Raw genomic sequence first — 21347 nt, forward strand, 5'->3', positions numbered from 1 at the left:
CGGAGCAACTATATTTCGAACCCCTTTTCCCTGAGTCGCTCTGAAACAGGTATTTGCCCTGGAGGCCGAAGCCAGAACTTATTCTGGCGAGCATCGAAGCATGTGAGGTAGGTGCTCACCCTATCCCCCACTGCATAGTGATCTTCATCGTCGATGTACAGGGCATCGATGAAGCCGACATGGGACAACCCAAGGTCGACAATCACTCCCCACCGAAAGACGGCCTCGACCGTCCCATCGACGAGCGTGCCGATGAGCGCCTGCTCTGACTCGCTGACCTGAATGTTGTCGTCGCTACTCATTGCCCAACAATCGATCTCGGGTACTTGTTCAGTTGGTCAAACGCCGTATGCGGGATGATCACCTGTGCTCCTGGGCGGCCGTCGTACGACGCGACGTACCGCGAGAAGTGCTCATCGAAGTCGGCCTTGGGGATCCTGACCTCGATCACATTCGAGTCCCAGTTTCCACGACTCGCGTAATCCAGGGCTATCTGCTTCCCTTCATCCTGCATGCCAAAGTAGGCACTTCCATCCGAGTACATATCTCCCGGAGTTCCAGGGAAGTCCGCGTGATCAAATCCATTCTTCATGATCTTTTCGGTCAACCCCTTAGAGGGCGCCTTGTAAATCGATACATCGCAGGCGGGATCAGTGTTGTGAACGAGTACGGGCGTATCACCGGCGAGTACATAGTACGTGTGGAGTTGCTGGACGGTGAGGTTCCACCGGTTCGCCTCGCCGGGCGTGGAGTGGGTAGCGACGACGTGGACGTGGCCGCTGGTGGCCGTGTTGAGGGCGTCGCCGTGGTGGAGTTCGCCGGCCGGAACCCAGGTGCGGGTGGTGTTGTCCCAGAAGGGGTGGTTGGCGGTGGTGTGGAGGGTGAAGGTGTGGCCGCGGCTGGTGCGTATGGTGACGTCGAGCAGGTCGTGATCGTGGTTGATCCATACGTGCTGGACGGTGCGAGAGCCTTGGCGTTTGCCGGTTTGGGGGTTGGCGGACTGGACCTTGTCGCCGACCTTGATCTTGCCGATGGGCTTGCGCTTGCCGTCTTCCATGAGGACGGGCGTCTCCGGGGCGAAGCTGCACCCCTCGGCTGGTGGTTCCGGGTCCACGCCTTCGTTCGCCCCGCTGAACATCGAGTTGACGCCGTTCGCGAGGCCCCCTGCCCCGCTCACGCAAGCTGGGGCAATGACCGGGGCTTCCACACAGGCCACTCCGACTGGGACTACGGCGACAAGGCCTCCGATCGCCATGCCGACCATCTCGTAGTCATGGATCTTCTGAGCGGTCGTTTCGGCGGCCGCCGCTTGCTGGATGGCTTGCCAGCGGTTCGGATCCTCAGTACAGCCTTTGCCGCTGCAGGACGGCAGCGTTGTGGTCGATGCAGAATTCGAGGTCGCGGTCTTGTGCGGTCTGTTGCTGGGTGTGCTGCCCGAACCTGCGTGGTCGTGCAGCGCCGGCGAGTTGGGGTTGGTGTCGGTCGGCGTGCGGTTGAGGCAGGAGGGGCAGTTGCGGGTGGGGCAATCGGCCTGGGCGCACAGGCCGGTCGGGTCGCTGTAGCTGATGGGGTTGTTGTTCGAGTAGGTGTACGCGTTGAGGTCTTGCGGGTCGTAGGGGGCGCTGAGTGGGTCGGTGGTGAGGAAGCGGCCGAGGGTGGGGTCGTAGGCGCGGGCGCCGAGGATGTCGAGGCCGGTGGAGTCGTCCTGGGTTTTGCCGAGGAAGCCGCGGTCGGTGCTGCTGGGCAGTGAGGTGGTACCGCGTTGGGCGCCGAAGGGGAGGTAGCGGAGGCGGGTGGCGGTGCCGGTGGCGGTGGCGATGGTGAGCTGGCTGGAGTTCTGCCCGTCGGACATCAACCAGGTGAGGGTGCCGTTGCCACTGTCGGCGACACGCATGGCGCAGACGGAGGTGCCGTCGCTGTAGTAGCGGGTGCCGACGGGGTTGGCGGAGCTGGCCTTGTGGAATTCCTGGCCGCCGAGGTAGAGGACGGCCTCGGTGGGCGCGGCCCGTTCCAGGAGGTTGCCGTCGGCGTCGTAGAGGTAGTTGGTTGTTTTGTCGCCGCCGGTGGCGTGGATGGTGGTCTTGGTGAGCTGGTTGAGGGGGTTCCAGGTGTAGTCGGTGGAGGTCCCGGATTCGGTGCGGGACTTCATCTGGCCGTCGGCGTCGTAGCTGTAGGTGTCGGTGCCGGTGGAGGTGACGATGCTGGTGACGGCGTGCGGGTGGGCGGCGCCCGCGGTGTAGGTCGACTGGTCGGCGGAGTAGCCGGGGTAGACGTAGTCACGGACGTTGGCACCGGAGGAGGTGGTGCTGGTGACCTTCTGCAGGTTGCCGATGCCGTCGTAGGTGTAGTCCAGCTGGTACGGCGACAGCGTGGTGCTGGTCAGGTCCGGGGTGAACGCGCCGGAGCATGCGGTGGAGGCTTCGGTGGTCCAGGCCCGGGTGATGCGGTCGAGTTCGTCGTAGTTGTAGCACTCGCTCTGACCGGTGAGGTTGTCCTTCAGTTCGGTGGTCTGCCCGGCCGTGTCGCGGGTGTAGGTGTCGTTCTGGACGGTGCTCTTGGTACTGGTGGTCGTGGTGATGTTGCTCAGCCACCCGGTGCCTGTGGCGTCGTCGTAGTGGTAGCTGCGCTGCGCGGTCGTCGTGGTGCTGGCCGTCGTGCCATACGTGCGGCCGGTCAGGCGGCCGAGGGTGTCAAAGTTGGTGGCGTCGACATATGTGGTGCCCAGCGAGCTGGTCACCCTGGTAGGCAGGCCGAGGCCGTCGTAGGCGGTGGTTACCGTCTCCTCGGGCAGACCGCCGAGTGCGGGGTAGTGGACGCTGGTCTGGTGACCGGCGGCGTCGTAGCCGTAGTCGTAGGTGTAGCTGCCGGCCATGCCCATCGTGTCGCTGGGCAGCGTGTACGTGGTGCCCAGCGCCCGGCCGTCGGCGTCGTAACTGGTGACGGCCGTGGTGTACGCCTTGCCACCGGAGTACGAGGTCGCCGACGCGAGTTGGCCCACGCCGCCCGGAGCGGTGTCATAAGTGTGGGCGTTCAGCACCGTGCTGCCCTGGCTGGTGGTCAGCGGCCGGTTCAGGTTGTCGTACGTGTAGGACAGCGTGGCGGTGTTCGCGTCTGTCGTGGTGGCGATATTGCCGTTGTCGTCGTAGGTCGTGGACGAGGAGCCGGTGTCCGGATCCGTGGTGGCGGTGCGCTCGCCGGCCCAGTTGTAGGTGTAGGTGGTGACGTTGCCCTTGGCGTCAGTGATCTTCCAGAGCTTGCCGGCCGCCGTGTACTGGTAGGTGGTGGTGTAGGTCGACGGACCGAACTCGACCACCTTGGACGTCTGCCCGAACACGTCGGTGTAGGTGTTGGTCCGTTCCCCCACCGACGGCATCGTGGTGGTGTAGTCACCGTGGTAGTTGGTGATCGTCTGACCCTGGATCTGCGGCTTGTTGTAGGCCAGGATCCGCGACTGGGTGGTACGCCCGGCGTAGTCGATCAGAAGGTCGGCGTACGACGGGATCGTGTCCAGGGTCGGCAGGACCATGCCGTCTCCGGCCTTGCCACCGTCGTTGTAGAACGGTGCCGACGTGCCCGTGACGTTGCCGGAGGTGTCGTACCGGGTGGAGACCACCGTGCGTCCCGTTCCGCCGGGGGCGTCGGTCTGGGTCTCCCGGGTCCGGCCCAGGCCGTCCAGGTAGGTGTAGGAGGCCACGTACGTGGTCCGGGACTGCAGGGTCTCGCTCTTGACCACCGGAGGCGCGTCGCTGCGGTTGACCAGGTACGGCACGCCGTCGGAGTTGGGTTTGGTGGTGATGGTGTAGGTGAACCGCATCGAGGGGGTGGTGCCGGCGTCGTAGCCGCCCATCTCAGTCGGCTTCCACACCTTCCAGGTGCGTCCTACGGCGTCGTGGTCGATGCGGGTGGTCTGCCCGTTGGCGTCCAGGATCTTGTACGCGCTGCCCCACAGCCGGGAGTACCAGGTGGTGGTGGTCATCGCCGTGCCGGGGCCGGTTCCGTCCGGGTCCGGGGTGGTGACGGTGACACCGCTGGTCGGCCAGGAGGTGGCCGGCGAATACGTCGTTGTGGTGGTGTGGTCGGCGGTGTCACCGGTGGCGTTGCCCTTGGCGTCCGTGACGGTCCGCACACGGCCGGCCTGGTCGTAGGTGCTGGTGACCGTCCGCGAGTGCGACGCGTCGATGTCGGTGATCGCGGTGGTGACGTTGCCGTCCGTCGGCTTGTCGGTGGCGAGCGACGTCGCTCCGTCGTACAGGGTGATGGTGTCGCTGTCGATGTTGGCGCTGTTGCGGCCGGCGCAGTCGGTGGAGTGGTGGATCGTCTCGTCGTCCAGCACCATCCACCGCTTCACGGCGGAGTTGGGGAAGGTGTCGGTGTTGTAGGCGCGGCCGTAGACGGTGCAGCGTTCGTCGCCGGGGACCGCGTTGTCGCCGAGGTCCTCGGTGCGTACCGGCAGACCGTAGGTGGTGCTGGTCGAGGAGGAGTTGTCGTAGACGTTGTTGATGATGTGTCTGCGCCAGGCGCCTCCCGAGATCAGGTCGTCGGTGGTGGTCGTCGATTCCCGTACGAACCGGGCATCGGGCAGCCCGACGTACGTGGCGGTGTCGTACGACCAGTAGTCGTGCCACACCCGTTCGTGCGACTGACCGGTGCCGTCGCGCTGACTGGACTCCAGCACCTGGCCCTTCAGCCAGGCATGATCGGTGTAGCTGGTGCCGGCGCCGTCAATCACGCTGGCGCTGCGGGTCTGTGAGGAGTCGGACTTGGACGTGCGGTCGCCGTCCATGCCCTGGTACAGCCAGTAGTACGTCGAGGCGGCGTTGGCCTTGGTACCGGTGAACACCTCGACCTGCTGGTAACCGCGCCAGTCCGACCACGACTCGTCGCTGTCCGGGGTCAGCGGGTCGTTGGGGAACGCCCACGCCGCGCCCCCGTGGTACTCGTACGTGGTGGTCATCACCGGATCACCGTCGTCATTGGCGCCCTTGCCGACACCCGCGTCCGAAGTGACCTTGCTGACCAAGTACTTCTTGAACCACCCGCCATGTTGCGTGGTGTCGCCCTCCGGCGTCCACGTCTGGTGGAAGCAGTCCTGTGTGTCGGAGGACTCCGTGGGCGGGTTGTTGATGTCGCAGGCGTCCGGCTGGGCGTACGTCACGTCCACGAACGAACCCAGGTCACCATGGACCTCGTTGACCCGGCGGAAATTCAGTGTGTCGGAGCCGACCTGGTTGTCCAGCCACTCACCATTGAAGTTGATGGTCGGCAGGGTGATGTCGTCGCCGTCGCCGTAGCCCCGCCGCTCCACGTAGTCCAGCCACAGCTGATGGCCGATGGTGCCGGAGGGGTCCGGCAGGCCGTACTTCATCTGGTACTGCATCGCCGGGTCCCAGGGTGAGGAGTCACTGTCGCGCACCCAGGTGTGGATGTCCCACAGCATGTCGGTGGAGAAGAACGTCGGCGTGTACGTCACTCCGGTGATGCTCTTGCACGAGTCGTCCGCCGCCGTACCGTCGCAGATCAGGTCCGTCGGCACGTCGGGGTAGGCCTCGGGGTGATCGGAGATCGACGGGCAGGCCGGCACGTTCTGTGTGAGCGGGTCGGTGTACGACATCCGGTCCTGACACCGGCCCACGTGGCTGAGGGTCACCTCGGCGGGCAGCTGCGCGCCCGGGATCTGCGACGCCCAGCCGTACTCGATCCGCGTCAGATACGAGGCCGCGTCGTAGACACGGGCCTGGTCGGTGGAGATCACCGAGCGGTAGTGGTTCTCCTGCTTGTCGTAGAAGTAAGAGGTCTCCACCTCGTTGGCGTCCACGACGCGGTCCAGGTTCCACCGGTAGGCCTGCGTGCACGGCTCCGGGAACTGGGAGTAGCACGGCTCACCGGGGTTGTTGCCCACCACGGGCACAGTCAGCACCGAGTGCGTGTACTTGTCCCAGTTCGGATCCGGGTCGGTGCGCTCCGAGCGGCCCCAGCCGAAGTAGTAGCGCGTCCCGTCCTGCGCGGAGATCACCCAGTACTCGTCGTCGGCGCCGTGCCCGCCGGTCAGGTGCTGGACCCGCCAGCCCGGATCGTCCTGCACGTGGTACGAACCCGTGCCGGTGCCGTCCTGCACCAGCTCGGAGTTCACCCCGTTCAGGCTGATCACATACACGGCGCCGTCCGGCTCCTGAGCGGTGTTGGGCGAGTCCCAGCACAGGTCACCGACGTCCGAGATGCCGTCCTGGCTGCAGTTGCGGTAGCGCCGCTCGATGTATCCGACGTTCAGGTCCCAGCCCAGACCGGCCCAGGACGCTTGCGTGTTCGCCGACGACGTCAGGGCGTCCACCGACTGCGAGTCGTACGAGAGGGACAGCGACGGCGCCGACCCCGTCGGAGGCTTCGGCAGCTGGATCGGCAGATCGTAGGTGAACGCACCCGACCCCACCGACACATCCCACGAACCCGACGCGTTCAACGACGAGGCCCGGTAATCTCCCGCGTCCGACGACGACGTCGACGCCACCGTGTACACCGTTCCCGACGACGTGGTGGAGGTAGCCATCGGCGCCGACCGCACCAACTGCGTCGACGCCCCCGACCCCACTCCGGTCAGCGACAGCCGGCCCGACGGATCGCCGTCCGCCTCGACCGTCGCCGTCAAAGTGCCGGTCTTCACATCGTTGGTCGCCTTGACGATCTTCCGGTCACCGGGCGAACAACCCTTGGCCTTCGGCGTGGTCAGCGCACACGCCGGAACCTTCACCAGCCGCAGACGCGAGGCGAAGTCACCGCCGTAGGCGTTCCTGAAACCCGAGTAGTCCAGCGTCACCCGTACCGGCCCCGCGGCCGAGACCTCGTCCTTGCGGGTCAGCTGCACCCCCAGCCCGACACCGCCCGCAGGGGCCACCGCCTTGCGGTCCAGCACCTCCACGTCGACCGAACCAGGCGCCGACGTCGCCTTCGCCGCCAAGTCACTGCTCAACGCGCCTGTACGGGAACCATTTTTCACCAGATCGGAATGAGACGCGGGGCCAACCGACACGACCGCGGCGTTCGCGTTCGCGTCGCTGCCGGCGGCGTCGACCACCGCACCGGACGGAGCCACCGCCAGCGCCTTGCCCGGCTTGACGCCGTTCAGGTTCACCAAAGCGCCGGTCGCCTTCGGCCAGTGCGATGCAACCGGTTTGCTGAGCGTCGGGTCGTGCTCGTCCTTACGAGCGGGCGCGGCGGGCTGCACCGGCACCGACGGTGTGCGCGTGACATGCGACGCGCCCGACTGCGGCGAAGCCGCCGCCGGCACGCCGGTGAGGACGCCCGCCACCAGAGCACCGGAAATGACCAGCACCAGACTCTTCAACCGCGATGACATCGCGCAACCCCCACCAGACATGGCACAGAGTCCGCACCATCCCCGGCCCCGCCCCGCAAACACTCACAGGCCCATGCCCCGGCCTGCGGCTTCACCCGAAACCCACAGCCCGGCCACAAAGGCGATGCGGAACGTAACCGACGGATAAGCTTCAGGTAAAGATCAACGAAACGGACATCGAGCGTCGGATGACGACAAGCCCCAACAGAGCCTTCCGGTGATACGCATCACACTTTGCGCCTTTGGGGAACCAACAGCAGTCCGGGCTGGCGTGGACTGATCGCGTGGTGCTTCAATCCTCCAACCAATGCGAAGCAGGGGGTTGTGGGCAGCATGCGGGACGCTCTTTCGACGATGAGCCGCAGACAGTTGATGAAATGGGCCGGAGGAATGCTGGGAACGGCCACCTTGGGCTCGGCCGCCACCGTCGCCTTGACCAGCGGCACCGCATCCGCAACCGTCGCCGCGTCCTCGAAGTTCGACCTCACCGCGGCGTCGTCCGAGTTGTTGCGGGAAATAGGACTCCAAGACGTCCGCGTCATGCAGTCCTTCTCCTTCGACAACACCAACAAGCACATCTACACGGTCGGCCTCGTCCAAGCCTCCAGGCAACTCCCGGGGGAATCCCGCCAGTACACCGGCGACGAACGCTCGGCCAACGGCGATCTAGTCGTCACCCGCCTGGACCTCACCGGTGCGGAAATCGGGCGTATGTACCTCAAGGGATTCGGCCACGGCGTCGCGATAGCCGCCGAACCCTCCGGCAACAGCGCCTACCTGTGGACCGAAACCGACGCCGTTGCGTCCACCGATGCGAACAACGTCACCAATGGCTGGGGCAGCAAGTTGGCCCGCTTCAAGTTCGTCAACGGCGCGGTCCTCAACACCGGCTCATCGCAGCTGACCAAGTACAGCCCCGTCTCCGGAGCTGACCGCACCACGGTGGCCATCGACCCGGTCAACAGCCGCCTGGCCGTGCGCTACCGGCTCAACGGCACCTTCATGTTCAGCCTCTACGACCTCGCCGCTTTCAAGTCCGGCACGTTCACCCCGCTGGCCACGGTCACCCAGCCGACCGGCGCCGCCTATTCCGACTTCCAGGGCTTCACAAGCCTCGGCCAGTACCTGTACATGATCGACGGAAACGCCTACACGTACGCCAACAACACCACGACGACGCCCACCAATCCTGACGGCAACACCTACATCACCAGAATCGACTGGAACACCGGATCCGTCAGCGACCGCCAGCTCACCAAGGCCGCCCAGAGCCTCTACTACCGGGAACCCGAAGGCCTCGCCATCCAGATCCCGGACACCAGCAACATGGCAGCCTGCCGACTGGTCATGGGATTCGCCTCGGAAAACTCGGCCACGGATACCGACAAGATGGCCAGCTTTTACTACAAGAGCAGCCTGATTTGATGCGGCGATATTGATCGTCGCGGAGTAACCAGCGCAGTAGGTCGTCAGGCGAGCAGAGCCGCCAGGGCATCGCGAGGGGTCCGGTCAACAGATTGGGCCCCTCGTTCAGCCCTACCTGCAGCCTGTTGAGCATCTTCAGCAAGGACGAGCTCAGCGAGCTCTGGCCGTGCGCCTCTGGCCCCATCCCCGTACGCGCCCGCGCCGGCAAAATGCTGCCATGCCCCAAGTCACCCCTTCTTCCCTCGCAGTGTCGGCCCGCATGAGCCGACAGAGCTCCCGCGACACCGCTGCTGAGGTTGCGGTCCGACGGCTCCTGCACGCGGCGGGCATGCGCTACCGGGTGAACGTTCCGGTCCCCAGCATGCCCCGTCGCGTAATCGACATCGTCTTCACGAAGGCCAAGATCGCCGTCTTCATCGACGGCTGCTTCTGGCACGGCTGTCCTGAGCACGCAACACAGCCGAAGACGAACGCGGAGTGGTGGCGAGCCAAGCTCGACAGGAACATGGCTCGGGATGTCGAAACGACCGACCACCCTGACGGCTGAGGGATGGACTGTCCTGCGCTTTTGGGAGCACGAATCCCCCGAGTACGTTGCCGACCGGGTCGCCGCTTGCGTCACCTCGACTAGGCGTGAGTCCCGCTCATAGGGGAAGCCGACGACTTCTTCGTCCTGAACGCGATCAGGCCCTTTGTGACCTTGTCCACAAGGTGCTGAGCTGCACGTACCACTCCGCAGGCGTCCATAGCCGTCCAGGACGGTACGGGCGCGGCTGCCTTGTTTGGCCCCCCGTTTGGCCCCCTGCTCGGACGCCTGCGGGGCCATATCGTGGGCGGATCGTGCCTGGTCCCGGGGCCTCTGGGCGCGCTCGCTCGGCCGACTACGTGCGTCCCTGTTGCCGGCATGAGCTTGGTGTACGGACAGCCCGAGCATGCTCCGCAACGCAACTGGGCAGAGAAGCATCTACGGCGGTGACCGATCCGTGACAGAACGTAGAGTTCGCAAGCGTCACTTTGGTCCCTAACCTATGGTCGAGGGGGAGGTGAGTGGCATGTCTGTCCGTGTCCGGGTGGAACCGGCTCTGTTGGAGTGGGCGGTTGAGCGGGCCGGATGGTCGGAGGAGATTGCTGCCCAACGTGTCCCGAAGCTTGACGAGTGGCTTACCGGGAGAGCTCGCCCCACGCTGAAGCAGTTGGAGCGTTTCGCTCACCTCACCCACGCACCGCTCGGACTCCTGTTCCTCCCTGAGCCGCCGGAGGAGCCTGTACCGATCCCCGACATGCGAACGCTCGGCAATCGCGCCATTGTTCGCCCCTCCGTCGACCTCCTTGACACCATCTATTCCTGCCAGTCGCGGCAGGACTGGTACCGCGATTACGCGAACAGTCACGGCGCCCCAGACCTCGAATTCGTTGGATCTGTAAACACGTCTAGTGACTCCCGTGAAGTAGCCGACGAGATCAGGGAAGCGTTGCGCTTCAGCGTTTCTGAGCGGACGGCTTTTGCAACTTGGCAAGAAGCGTTGCGCCAACTCATCGACCGCATCGAGGGTATTGGGGTTCTCGTTATGGTCAATGGGGTGGTGGGAGCTGACACGCATCGTAAGCTAAAGCCGGAGGAGTTTCGCGGCTTCGCCCTGTCCGATCCCATTGCTCCGCTGATTTTCGTTAACGGTGCGGATACTAAAGCTGCTCAAATCTTCACCGTGGTTCATGAGCTTTGCCATATCTGGCTCGGTGAAAGTGCACTCTCTGATGCTGCAATGGCGAAGAAGAGTGACAATGAAGCGGAGCTATGGTGCAATCGTGTGGCAGCAGAGGTGCTTGTTCCGCTGGTTGAAATTCGCAGTGAGTACGGCGGTGACGCCACAGTTGCCGAGTTGGAACGTCTTGCGCGTCGGTATCGCGTAAGTACCCTAGTGGTTTTGAAGCGGCTCTATGATGCAGGGTTCCTTCAATGGGATGACTATCAGGCGCGGTACGCTGCTGAACGCCAACGTGTTGTCGCCGCAATGGCAGGGCGGGAGGGTGAGTCTGGTGGCAGTTTCTATAACACGCAGCCTCTGCGTCTTGGTCGACGGTTCGGTTCGCACGCGCAGTGATCGCAGACACCTTTGAAGGCGGGACGCCCTTCAGGGATGCCTATCATCTTCTGGGTACGAAAAAGCATCAGACGTTTGAGAATCTCGTTGCGAGTATCGGGGCCGCCTAATGTATCTAGTCGACTCCAACGTGCTGATCGAGGCGAAGAATCGCTACTATGCCTTTGATATAGCGCCTGGATTCTGGGCGTGGCTTGATTACGCTCACACTAACTTCGTAGCATGCAGCATTGAGCCTGTAAGGGATGAGTTGATCCAGGGTGGGGACGAGCTAGCAGATTGGGCGAGCAGTCATCCTGACTTCTTTCGGCCCATAGACGCAGTCACTACCACGCACTTTGCTCCGCTTACGGTTTGGGCTAATTCTCGCAGCTACACGACTGCTGCCATCGCGGAATTCTTGAATAATACGGCCGATTTCTTCTTGGTGGCCTATGCGATAGCGCACAATCATACGCTCGTCACCCACGAACAACCTCGGCCGGACTCCAAGAGGCGTATTCTTATTCCAGACGCCTGCGAGGCGATGGGTGTGACTTACGCGAATACATTCGTAATGTTGCGCAATTCGAGAGCGCGGCTTGACTTCCAAACGCCGACGGCTGCCTGATCGTCGTACGGTTAATGACGCGAGGACCTGGGTCCATGTGAACCCAGGTCGCCTCTCGTGAAGTCACCGAGGCATGAACCCGGGCTTCTGCTCGGCGAGCGAGTGAAGCCGGGCGAGGTAGTCCTGTGCCCCCGGCTCGGAGCTGTACCGGTGGCGCATCTCGGCAGCAAGCTCGCGGCTGGTCATGATCAGTGAAGGCACCGACTTGCGGTCCCCTTCGAGAGCCCGCTCACCCATGATGAGTGCCTGTTCCAAGTCGCCCTCACGCGCCGCCGTGACTCCTAGCGTGACCCGCGCTTCTGCGTTGCGCATCGGCGAACGCTCGGTGCCGTCGAAGTCTGTTCCCGCCCTCAGCACCTCTTCTGCGAGCGTGCGCGCAAGCTTGTCTTCGCCGACCAGGCGGTAGCAGTCCATCGCGTAGAAATCGAACTTGGCTGGGTCAACCACGAAGTGGTTGTCAAGGTTCTCGGGGTACGGCATCCCTTCGAGCAACCGCCGCCCCTTGTCCAAGGCCACCTCGACTTGCCGGCGGTCACCGATCCGCGCCCACGCCTTGGCTTCCTGGGCTGCGAGCTGTACGGCCACGCCGTGATGCTGTGCCGTCTCGGCTCCGGCCTGGGCCGCTGCGATGACGCCGCGGTAGTCGCCGTTCGTGAGGGCGAACCATGCCCGCATTTCGTGTGCCCACCCGGCCACCTCGGCATGGTCAGCCTCGGTCGCGAGTGAGAGCGCGGCCTGTCGCGTCGACTCGGCCGCGTGACGGGCGCCCGTGTCGTACTCGACACAGCCGACCAGTAGCGCGAGCCAACCGGACAGTGCGAGCACCTCGCGGTGCTGCGCGAGTGTGAGGCTCTTCGTGTGAAGTTCGACGACACGGCGTAGCCACTGCCGCCCCTCGATGAGGAGCTGTTCGCTCGGCATGAACGGGTACTCCGAGGCGAGCCGGTCCGCCGTGATCCGGAGGGCATCAAGCGTGGCGTTGTCGACGTCGGACCGGTTGAGACGGCTGACGATCTCCAGCGTCTCCATGCCGGACGCGGCCAGGATCTCCTTGTCCCCGTCTCGCCGGGAGGGCGCCGGGAAGAGTGCGTGAGTCACGGTGCCGAAAGGGGCCGCGATGATCGGTTGGTAGAAGTCGTTCGGCATCTGGCCTGACTCCCAGCGCTTCCACTGGCGAATCATGCTGTCTTCCGCGGGCAGCTCCGTGGGAGCGTGCGCCCGCAGCACCCTTACCGCGTCACGCTGCGACCAGTCACGGGCCGCTCGTTCAGCAGCGATGCGCCGCGCCCATGCGGGCCTGTCGTCGGTCATGCGCCCTCCTCCGAGTGCCTACTCCGAGTCTCACCCGCGAGCCAGGGGGACAGGGAAGGGGACACAGGGGTGTCACTGGACATGTCCCCACCTCCGCCGAGCCGTCCCCTGGGTGTCACTTACCTCACAACTTCCGTTCCCCGCATGCTGGTTGCAGATCACGCACCACCCGGGACGGAGCGCTCTTCGAGCACTGCGACCCGTTCAGCCAATGCCTGAATCTGGGAGCGGATTTCCTTGATGTCGTCGCGCACGTCGCTGCTGGGGGAAGCCCCGTCGCTGACGAAGTTGCCGAGATTGCCGGCCGACACGATCAACCCTTCGGCCCGGAGCGCAGCCAAGCCGTTCTGGATGGTCTGGCTCGCGAATCCGAAGCGGTCGATCAACTCGCGCTGTGACGGGAGTTTGTCCCCCGGCTTCATCTTCTTGATGTCGTCGCGAAGTGCGTCCGCGACCTGCACCGCTTTCGGCTTCGGCCCTCCTGTGGCAGTCATGCTCTGAGCGTACCCACCACAGCGAACTAGTGCGCATCACCCCGCGAGGGTTGTGCACCACAGCAGACTAGTGCAAGCTAGTCAATGAGCGGTCGCCCGGATCCCTGGGAAACGGCCGTTTGACCTGCACGAATGCACAGGGCGGGGACGCTGCAATCCCGCTAAAGGCCAGGGGATCAATCAGGGTTTCGGCCCGGTCTGGCGAGGTGGCCCGGCGACCACGAGCAACGGCCGGAGAGTGGGGACGTGGTCCCCCTTGCAGTGATTCACCCCTGTTGACCTCGACTGATGGGACATCCAGTGCACCGACGAAGACTGTGGGCGCCGCCGTGACGGACCGGCCGGCGGGCGCCAGTACGTCATCCCGGTCCGTGAGCGGTACGCGCGCTCGCGGCCAATCCGGTCCGCTCACTTCCTGCCATCGCGGCGGCTAGCGCTGCGGCCGGTTGCCTCCCTCGCCTGTCCGGTCCCGCATTCGCTGCGGTGGTCGTACGGGCGGGGTGTGGGGAGCCGCAGGCCGGCTTGGCCGGCCGGGTCCACCACCTACGACACACGTCAGGAGTCCGCATGGCCAGCGAGAACACGCAGCAGCCGATCGACCTGACCACCCCGGAGAACGTCGACAAGGGCCAGCAGGTCTACGCCCGGATCGAGTCCGGCGAGTGCACGGACGTGAAGGCCGAGCTGGACGCCGCTTACGGCATCACCTCCGAGCAGGACTGACCCAACTCACCCCAGAAACGGCGCACCCCCGGAGATAAGGGCCTCCGGGGGTGCTGTCGGGCCGTACCAGAGCAGAGGAGTCACGACCCATGAGGCACATCGGTGCTGTTCAGGCGGTTGTTACCGCCGCTGAGTACGACCGCGAGCCGACGGCCGCGGAACTGGACGCCATCGAGCGGGAGCTCCCGCTCATCACGGCGGAGGTCGAGTTGCTGGACGCGCAGATCACCACCCTGGACCGGCCGGTCACCGAGGTGGACGCGCGGCGCCTTCGTCGGGCGCGGCGCAAGGTGCTCGCCGCCCGTCGCGCTCTGGCCAACCGCTACGGGGCCGGGGAGGCAGCGTGATCCGCCTTGTCACCGCCGGGCGTCTGCGGCGGCTGAGTGAGGACGCCGACCAGGCCCGCACGCGCGCCCGTGAGGTGCAGGGGCAAGCGGATGCCGCCTGGTCCCAGCACGTTCGGGAGCTGTTCGCCGTCACCGACCGCGCCGAGCGCGCCGAGGCGGCCACGTCCGAGGTGGGGGTGATCCTTGCTCGCGCGTTGGAGGAGCTGTCCGCCGCGCAGCAGGAGCTGCTGCTGAAGGACATCGCGATCCGCCGTCTACGCCGGGAGCTGCAGGCCGGGTCGGTGGAGGGGCAGACGCTGATGCTGCTGCACCACGGCGAGCCGCACACCATCTACGCCTCCCGCGAGGACGCGCACGCCGACACCGCCACCCACGGCGTGTCGGCGGATCAGGTGTGGCAGCCCTGCGATGAACGCCCGGCCGCGGCGTTCACGTGGCGCTGTGAGGCGTTCATCTACAACGCCGCCTCCAACGGTTTCCGCCGCGCTCACCCGCCTGCTGCGAAGCCGGTCCAGGGGGCGGCATGAACAGTGTTCAGACCCGTTCAGCGGAGCGCGCGCTGTCGGGCGGCACCTGGCTGATCGTGTGCGGGGCGATGCTCTACTCCATCCTCACCGTCACACCGCTCATGGCGGAGCACACGGCGGATCAGTGGGCGTGGACGGCGCCGATTCTGCCGCTGGTGGTCGATGCCGCGGTGGTCATCGTGGTCAAGCTCGATGACGTGCTGGCCCGTCTGGGCGGGCACGGCGGGCGCTGGCCGATGGTGCTGCGGTGGATGACCGGTCTGATGACGCTCGCGCTGAACACCGCAGACTCCGCGTTGAAGAAAGACCTGGTGGGCGTGGCTGTCCACTCGGTTGCGCCGCTGCTGCTGATCGTCACGGCGGAAACCTCGCTGGCCTACCGGCGGGCGCTCGCCGCGGCGGTGGCGCGGGCAGAAGAGCAGCGGCGTGCCGAGCGTGCGGCAGCTGAGCAGGCGGCCCGCGAGCGGGCGGAAGCCGCCCGCCGGCAGGCCCGTGAGGAACGCGAGCACGCCGCCCAGATGGAGCGTGAACGGCGTGAGCACGAGGCCGCTCTGGCCCGTGAACAGGCCGAGCGGGAAGAGCGGCGCTGGCGCGAGGAACAGGAGCGCAGGGCCGCGCTGGAGATGGCTGAGCGGGCCGAGCGTGAACGCCGTGAACGCGAGCGTGAACAGCGCGAGCGGGAGCGTGAACGGGCCGAGTGGGAGGCCGCCGAACGCCGCGCCCGTGAGGCTGCGGAGCGGGCGGAGCGTGAACGCCGTGAACAGCAGGAGCGTGAGGAGCGGGCCGCGCGTGAACGCGCCGCGCTGCTTCAGCGCGGCCCGGCCACGAGCAAGCTCCCCGAGGACGAGGCGCGCGCCATCGTGGCCGCCGCCTTTGGCGCGGAACTGTCGGTACGGTCTGCGGCGGAGCTGTGCGGCTGGTCGGTGGGCTGGGTCTCCGCCCGCTACGCCGAACACCGCGACCCGGGCACGGGCGGCGCTGAGCTGGCCATCGCGAGCCGGTAATGGCCGCCGTTCCGGTCTATCGGTGGCGGCTCGCCCCTGACGGGTTGGCCACCCGCCGTCAACTGCGCGCCCTCGGTCTACGGCCGGGCGGGCAGGAGGTGGCCGCGCAGATCGAGCGTCCGCGGCGCCGCCGCGGTCCGCTGGTCGGCTACCTGTACTCGATCGAGCAGGCCAAGCCGGTCCGGCCGATGACGCCCGCCAAGCGGGAAGCGCTGGCGAAAGCGAACGCCGCGCGCCGTACCTGCCCGGAGTGCGGCCGGGACGCCGGATACGTCATCCCGCTCTCACTCGGCATGTGCGTGACCTGCGCCTACCCCGAGGAACAGCGCGCCGCCTGAACCCCTTTCATCGACTGGAGAGTTGAGCGTCAACCCGACTACCACTCCGCGGCGCCGCCTGGTCCAGGCCGGCATCGTCGTCGCCTGCGCGGCACTGGCCGGAGCGATCGGCGTGCGGCTGTCTGACTACGGCGTCCCCGCCTCGCTGCTGGTGGCCTGCTCCGTGTCGTGCCTGACCACCTTCACCAGCCTGGCCTTCCGCGTACTCGACGCGCTGTCCACCACGACGCACCAGTGCAAGCAGCCGGGCTGCGACTTCCGCGTGCAGCTGACCAACGCCGACGCCGCCGAGAACCGGCGCTGGCAGGAGATCGCCGCCCGACACCCGCACCGCGCCATGTGACCTTCGGCTTCCCCGCATAGGCAGGCCCGGCCGGCAACTTCCTACGGCCCCGGCCGGGCCCTACTCCACCAGAGGAGTGCTCTCAGCATGACGGAACTCAGCACCGAGCCGGTAGCCGTCGAGGCTGCCGCACCCGAACCGTCCCCGCCCGCCCCCGCCCCAACCGAACAGGCCCCGGCCACGGCTGAGGTCGAGCACACGCCCGGCGGCTGGCCGGTCGTCCCGCTCGCCCTGACCGGCGCGAACAGCACCGTCGGCATGGTCGCGGCAGCCTCCCTGGCCGGCGGCCCGATCGCCGCCATGGTCGCCGCCACCGGCGCCGTCGTCCTCGGTACCGTCGCCGCCACCCGCTCCCGCAAGCCCAACTCCCGCCGCGACGCCCGCCGGGCCGCGGCCCGCGCCGCCGGCCGCACAGCAGCCCGGAGCGCAGGCCTGCGCCACGGTGGGACGGGTGCGGGCGGCAGGGCCGGGCATCGTTCGGCTGCTTCCCGTGCCGGTCGTTCCGGCGGTCGGGCGGGCGGTGTGCCGGGCCGGCACCGACGCGGTACCGGGACCGCCGGCCGCCACGCCAGCACCGCCACCGGCCCGAGCAAGCGCGGCGCGGCCGGTCAGGGCGCGTTCAAGCGAGCGACCGGTGGCACGGGGAGTGCTGCGGGCCGTGTCGGACAGATAAAGGCCCTGCGGTCGGCTCAGCAGGCCGCGGCCGGATCACAGGCCGGGCAGCGGGCGCAGACCACCGCCGCCCGCCGCGCGGTCGCCGACGCCCGCCGCAACGCCAAAGCCGCAGCCAGCAACGCTCGACTGGGCAAGGGCACGGGACTGACGGGCCGCCTGCTAGGCGGCGTCGCCCGCAAGGCTCGTGCCGCGCGAGATGCGGCCATCGCCAAGCAGCGTGCCAAGCGCGACGCCAAGACGGGAGGCACGGTGGCCACGCAGCGGGCCGCGCTCCGCAAGGCCCCCGCACGTAAGGCCGCCCGCAAGGCACTGCGCAGGTCCGCAGCCCGCTTCCACGGCCGCCGCCTGCTCGCCGCCCTGCTCGCCCTCCCGATCGGCCTGCTCGGCTGCCTGACCACCCCGCTCGGACGCAAGTTCCGCATCCCGTGGCTGATGCACCCCGGCCGCCGCCTGTACCGGCGTCTGGCCGGTGTGGCGGCCGAGCAGCGCGCCGCACGCGATGCGGCGATCCGCGAGGACCTGGCCGAGCAGGAGGCCGCCGCCGACGCGCAGGCCACCGAGGACGGCACGGACGGCATCGCGGACGGCGTTCAGCGGCCCGCAACCACGGTGCCCACCAGCAGCAGCACATCCGAGCTGAGTGAAGGAGAGCACGTGTCCGGTTTCCGGTTCGAAGAGGCCGCGGCCGAGATGGAGCAGGCCGCCAACTCCTACGACCCCGAGGACTGCATGGAAATCCTCGCCATGGTCGAGGGGCTCCCGGCCGCGCTGACCAGCGTGGCGAACGTAATGAAGATCCTCGCCGAGCGCTCCGACAGCGAGTTCCCGCTGGAAAAGGAGGTCGCGGACGGCTTCAACGACATCTTCGGCGCCCTGATGAGCACCGTCGCGGTCGCCGAGGACATGGGACCGCTGTTCCGGCAGGTCCACGCCCAGGACATCGCCCGGCACGAGGACCCCCGCAACGGCCACGAGGCCGAGAAGGGCTGGAACGTCTAAACCATGGCCACCACCGCCACGAAGCAGCAGCCGAGTGGCCCGGTGCTGGACTGGACCGCCGGTCACGGACCCGTGACCGGCGCCCTGTCCGCCACCACCGGAGCCTTCGCCGTCGCCACCACCGGCGCCGCCACCGGCATGCCCCCGGGTTGGGCGCTCGCCGTCGGCGCGGCCGGCGCCCTCGGGCACACCGTCGTCGGGCTGCGCCTGCGCAACGCCGGCCGCACTCTGGCCACCCGCGCCGCCAGCTGGCTCGTCGGCGCCGGATGGACCACCTGGGCCATGACCCACGGCCCCCTGACCTGGGCCGCAATCGGATCACTGGCCACGATCGGCGTCGGCATCGGCGCCGCCGCCCGCTCGGTCGCCCTGTACGAAGAGGCCCGCGAGGAAGAAGCGATCGCCGCGGAGCAGCGGCAGATCGCCGCCGAACTGTCCGCGGAGCGCCGGGCGATCGCCGCCGAGTGGATCGACCGCATCCAGCGGGTGTGCTCCATCACCGTCCGCGTGGTCGGCGTGGAGAAGTGGGAGACCGGCACCGGGTACTCCATCGACGCCGAACTCCCGCCCGGCGGCGCCACCTGGAACAAGATCGCCGCCGAGTCGCCCCGCCTGTCGGCGGACGCCGGGCTGCCGCACGGCTGCACCGCCACCGCTTCCCCCGGCATCCACCAGGGCCGCGTCATCATCGACGTGACCACCGTCAACGTGCTGGAACAGGAGCGGACCTACCCGGCCGAGTACAGCCCGCTGTCCGTCCACACCGGCATCCCCTGGGGGTACCGCACCAACGCCGAGGAGAGCCGGGCCTACCTGCGCGAGCAGTGCGCGCTCGTCGTCGGCCCGACCGGTTCGGGCAAGACGAACCTGGTCCATCTGATCCTGGCCGGGTTCGCCCGTGCCGAGGACATGCTGACCTGGGTCATCGACCTCAACGCCGGATCGGCCGGCCTGCCCTGGGTCCTGCCCGCGCTCAACGGCGAGATCAAGGCCGAGGGCGGCAAGCCCCTCCGGCCCGGGATCGACTGGCTGGCCGGGACGTTCGACGAGGCCATGACCATGCTGGACACCGCCGTGCGGGTGGCCAAGCAGCGCAAGATGGGCTATCAGGACCTGCTCTCCCGCCACAACACCGACCTGCTGCCCATCAGCGCGAAGATTCCGCAGATCATGCTCGTGATCGATGAGGGCGCGGAGATCCTGGCGAGCCCGGACCGGCAGATGCGCAAGCTCGCGGAAAAGATCCTGGAAGTGATCCGGATCGCCCGCGCCATGGGCATCCGCACCGTGCTCACCGCCCTCGGAGCGACCGGCAGCGTGCTGGGCAACCTCATGATCCGGCGGGAAGCCAAGGTCCGTGTCGCCCTGACCGGCGGCGAGACCGAGGGCATGGACCTGTCCAAGATGTTCCCCGGCTACCGCGGCCTGCGCGTGGACCAGGCCCCCTACAAGGGCGCCGGGTTCATGGGCACCCCGGAATCCCCGGCCGCCCTGTTCAAGGCCTGGCGGATCCTGCCCAACCAGATCCGCGAGATCATCGCCGCCACCTCCGACCGGCATCCCGTGCTGGACGACATCTCCGCCAAGGCGGCCGGGCCCGCCTACGCCCGCCGCTGGGACACCGAGCGCACCGCATGGATGCTCGACCACACCCCCGCCGACGATGCCCCGGGCACCGGGCCGTCGAGGGAGGGGCTGAACCTGTCCGCCCTGCGCAGCGAGCAGCCGACCGAGCAGGTCTCGCCGGAAGAGGCGATGCTGCGGCAGTTCCGGGCCCAGATCGATGCTCAGTTCGCCACGGCGCCTGACCCGCAGGCCCGTACCACCGACGACGCGCCGCCCGCCTCTGGTGGGTTGAACCTGTCGGCACTGAGGGGCGAGCAGGATAACCCCGCACAGCAAGCCGCGCTCGCCGCGCTGCTCGCCGCTGGCCCGGACGGCACCGGCGCATCCGCGATCGCCCGCGCCCTCGCCGACGAATACGGCACCACCCGTCAGACGGTCGTCGGCTGGCTCAAGACATGGGTGGAGGACGGCATCGCAGTCCGCGTCGGAGAGGGCACCAAAGCCCGCTACGTCCACCGCAAGCACGCCCCCGAACAGCCCGACGAGAGCTGATCACTTGTCGCCTGTCGCCCCGCCAAAACAAGACCGTCCGGGGAGGGTCTGGAGGCCCGGAAACAGCTTGTGACCTGCAAGGCGACAAGCGACAAGACAAGACAAGCGACAAGCGAGACGACAAGCGACACGACAAGACAAGGCACGGGCAGCACCACGCCCCGGGTGCTGCCCGCCGCGTTTCCCGGGAGGCCGCGCATGATCCTGACCCTCTCCGCCGTCGCCCTCTTCGGAGTGCTGGCCCTCTTTCTGCTGCGGGGCCGCTACGTCGGCCCGTTCAGCGCCCTCGTGCTCTTCCTGTTCGGCTTCTTCACCGCCAGCACCGGCGCCGCCGGAACCATCCGCGCCATATGCGCCGCGCTCGCTGACGCCGCCCGACACCTCACCTGAACCCGGCTGGAGACCGCCATGCCCGACCATGACTCCGCGGCCTGGCCCCCGCGCATGACCGACACGGAAGCCGTCGCCGAAGCCCGCCGGATCATTGAAGACGCTTACCGGCCCGTGCCGCAGATGCCGACCGCCTACCGCGACACCACCCCGCTGCCCGCCTACGGCCCCACGCCACCAGTCCCGCAGCCGGACCGCCGGATCGTCCCCGCATGGGCCGCCGGCACGGCGGTCGCTGGCATCGGGGTCGGTGCCACCTGCGTCGGTGTCGGCTGCGGCATCTGGCTCGCCTGCCAGGGATTCGCCGCCGTGACCCTGACCAGCGTCCTGTTCATCACCCTCCCCATCGCCGCCGTGGCCGCAGTCGCCGCCGCCATCGGCTCCGCCGTCCGCTCGGTCAAGGCCACGCACACCGAGACCCACCACCACTACGCCGGCCCGGTCCGGCAGGAAACCAACACCATCACCGCGCCCGCCTACGGGCTCATCACCCGCAACCGCAACGAACTGCACCGCTGAAACAGCGACGGCGGCCCCCTTCCGCCAAGAACCGGGGCCGCCGCCAATCCAGCACGCTCGTATCGAACTGG

At 67.3% G+C, this 21347-nt stretch carries 18 protein-coding genes and 1 pseudogene; 15 read left to right on the top strand and 4 right to left on the bottom strand.

Annotated features, from left to right (window positions below; genetic code table 11):
* Nucleotides 1–8 precede the first annotated feature (8 nt).
* Together LMU33_RS17280 and LMU33_RS17285 are read right to left on the bottom strand one after the other, a co-directional pair.
* On the bottom strand, nt 9–302 hold the full coding sequence (locus LMU33_RS17280; protein WP_228621261.1) for a S1 domain-containing protein: 294 nt from the start codon (nt 300–302) through the stop codon (nt 9–11).
* Nucleotides 299–7351: an RHS repeat-associated core domain-containing protein gene (locus tag LMU33_RS17285; RefSeq protein ID WP_228621262.1), complete on the bottom strand. Its 7053-nt coding sequence runs from the start codon at nt 7349–7351 to the stop codon at nt 299–301. Before LMU33_RS17285 ends, LMU33_RS17280 begins: the two co-directional genes overlap by 4 nt.
* Nucleotides 7352–7705: 354 nt before the next feature.
* On the opposite strand from LMU33_RS17285, the gene LMU33_RS17290 reads away from it, so the two are divergent.
* From LMU33_RS17290 to LMU33_RS42005, 5 genes and pseudogenes are all read left to right on the top strand, one after another.
* Nucleotides 7706–8776, top strand: coding sequence for a phage baseplate protein (locus LMU33_RS17290; RefSeq protein ID WP_228621263.1), 1071 nt, complete (start codon nt 7706–7708; stop codon nt 8774–8776).
* Between the two features lie 259 nt (nt 8777–9035).
* Nucleotides 9036–9426, top strand: a pseudogene (locus tag LMU33_RS17295) (very short patch repair endonuclease).
* A gap of 402 nt (nt 9427–9828) precedes the next feature.
* Nucleotides 9829–10878: an ImmA/IrrE family metallo-endopeptidase gene (locus tag LMU33_RS17300; protein WP_228621264.1), complete on the top strand. Its 1050-nt coding sequence runs from the start codon at nt 9829–9831 to the stop codon at nt 10876–10878.
* Entirely contained in the window at nt 10875–10988 is a 114-nt protein-coding gene (locus tag LMU33_RS42305) for a DUF8813 domain-containing protein (protein WP_504967694.1), read from the top strand. Before LMU33_RS17300 ends, LMU33_RS42305 begins: the two co-directional genes overlap by 4 nt.
* Entirely contained in the window at nt 10988–11488 is a 501-nt protein-coding gene (locus LMU33_RS42005) for a DUF4411 family protein (RefSeq protein ID WP_372477980.1), read from the top strand. The genes LMU33_RS42305 and LMU33_RS42005 overlap by 1 nt, the downstream gene beginning before the upstream one ends.
* 63 nt (nt 11489–11551) lie before the next feature.
* Here LMU33_RS42005 and LMU33_RS17305 read toward each other — a convergent pair whose 3' ends face one another.
* Both LMU33_RS17305 and LMU33_RS17310 read right to left on the bottom strand, forming a co-directional pair.
* A complete protein-coding gene (locus tag LMU33_RS17305) occupies nt 11552–12799 on the bottom strand; it encodes an NsdA family TPR-like regulatory protein (protein ID WP_228621265.1) in 1248 nt (415 codons plus the stop codon).
* Nucleotides 12800–12957: 158 nt separating this feature from the next.
* On the bottom strand, nt 12958–13293 hold the full coding sequence (locus LMU33_RS17310; protein ID WP_228621266.1) for a winged helix-turn-helix domain-containing protein: 336 nt from the start codon (nt 13291–13293) through the stop codon (nt 12958–12960).
* 567 nt (nt 13294–13860) lie between these two features.
* Between LMU33_RS17310 and LMU33_RS17315 the strand changes: the two genes are divergently transcribed.
* From LMU33_RS17315 to LMU33_RS17360, 10 genes are all read left to right on the top strand, one after another.
* Nucleotides 13861–14016 (top strand): hypothetical protein, encoded by a 156-nt coding sequence (locus LMU33_RS17315; RefSeq protein WP_228621267.1) that lies wholly within the window; start codon nt 13861–13863, stop codon nt 14014–14016.
* Nucleotides 14017–14105: 89 nt separating this feature from the next.
* Nucleotides 14106–14363, top strand: a complete 258-nt coding sequence (locus LMU33_RS17320) for a DUF6284 family protein (RefSeq protein WP_228621268.1) — start codon at nt 14106–14108, stop codon at nt 14361–14363.
* Complete coding sequence (locus tag LMU33_RS17325) at nt 14360–14890, top strand: hypothetical protein (RefSeq protein ID WP_228621269.1); 531 nt, start codon at nt 14360–14362, stop codon at nt 14888–14890. The genes LMU33_RS17320 and LMU33_RS17325 overlap by 4 nt, the downstream gene beginning before the upstream one ends.
* Nucleotides 14887–15894, top strand: a complete 1008-nt coding sequence (locus tag LMU33_RS17330) for a DUF2637 domain-containing protein (RefSeq protein WP_228621270.1) — start codon at nt 14887–14889, stop codon at nt 15892–15894. The genes LMU33_RS17325 and LMU33_RS17330 overlap by 4 nt, the downstream gene beginning before the upstream one ends.
* Nucleotides 15894–16232 (top strand): RRQRL motif-containing zinc-binding protein, encoded by a 339-nt coding sequence (locus tag LMU33_RS17335; RefSeq protein WP_228621271.1) that lies wholly within the window; start codon nt 15894–15896, stop codon nt 16230–16232. The genes LMU33_RS17330 and LMU33_RS17335 overlap by 1 nt, the downstream gene beginning before the upstream one ends.
* A 22-nt stretch (nt 16233–16254) precedes the next feature.
* On the top strand, nt 16255–16575 hold the full coding sequence (locus LMU33_RS17340; RefSeq protein WP_228621272.1) for a hypothetical protein: 321 nt from the start codon (nt 16255–16257) through the stop codon (nt 16573–16575).
* An 87-nt stretch (nt 16576–16662) separates the two neighbouring features.
* Entirely contained in the window at nt 16663–18249 is a 1587-nt protein-coding gene (locus LMU33_RS17345; protein ID WP_228621273.1) for a hypothetical protein, read from the top strand.
* A 3-nt stretch (nt 18250–18252) separates the two neighbouring features.
* Nucleotides 18253–20367 carry a hypothetical protein gene (locus LMU33_RS17350; protein ID WP_228621274.1) on the top strand — a complete coding sequence of 705 codons (2115 nt, stop codon included), beginning with the start codon at nt 18253–18255 and terminating at the stop codon, nt 20365–20367.
* 198 nt (nt 20368–20565) lie between these two features.
* On the top strand, nt 20566–20757 hold the full coding sequence (locus LMU33_RS17355) for a hypothetical protein (protein ID WP_228621275.1): 192 nt from the start codon (nt 20566–20568) through the stop codon (nt 20755–20757).
* 18 nt (nt 20758–20775) lie between these two features.
* Entirely contained in the window at nt 20776–21276 is a 501-nt protein-coding gene (locus LMU33_RS17360; RefSeq protein ID WP_228621276.1) for a hypothetical protein, read from the top strand.
* Nucleotides 21277–21347 lie beyond the last annotated feature (71 nt).

The sequence above is a fragment of the Streptomyces barringtoniae genome (assembly GCF_020819595.1).
GTDB classification, from domain to species: Bacteria; Actinomycetota; Actinomycetes; order Streptomycetales; family Streptomycetaceae; genus Streptomyces; species Streptomyces barringtoniae.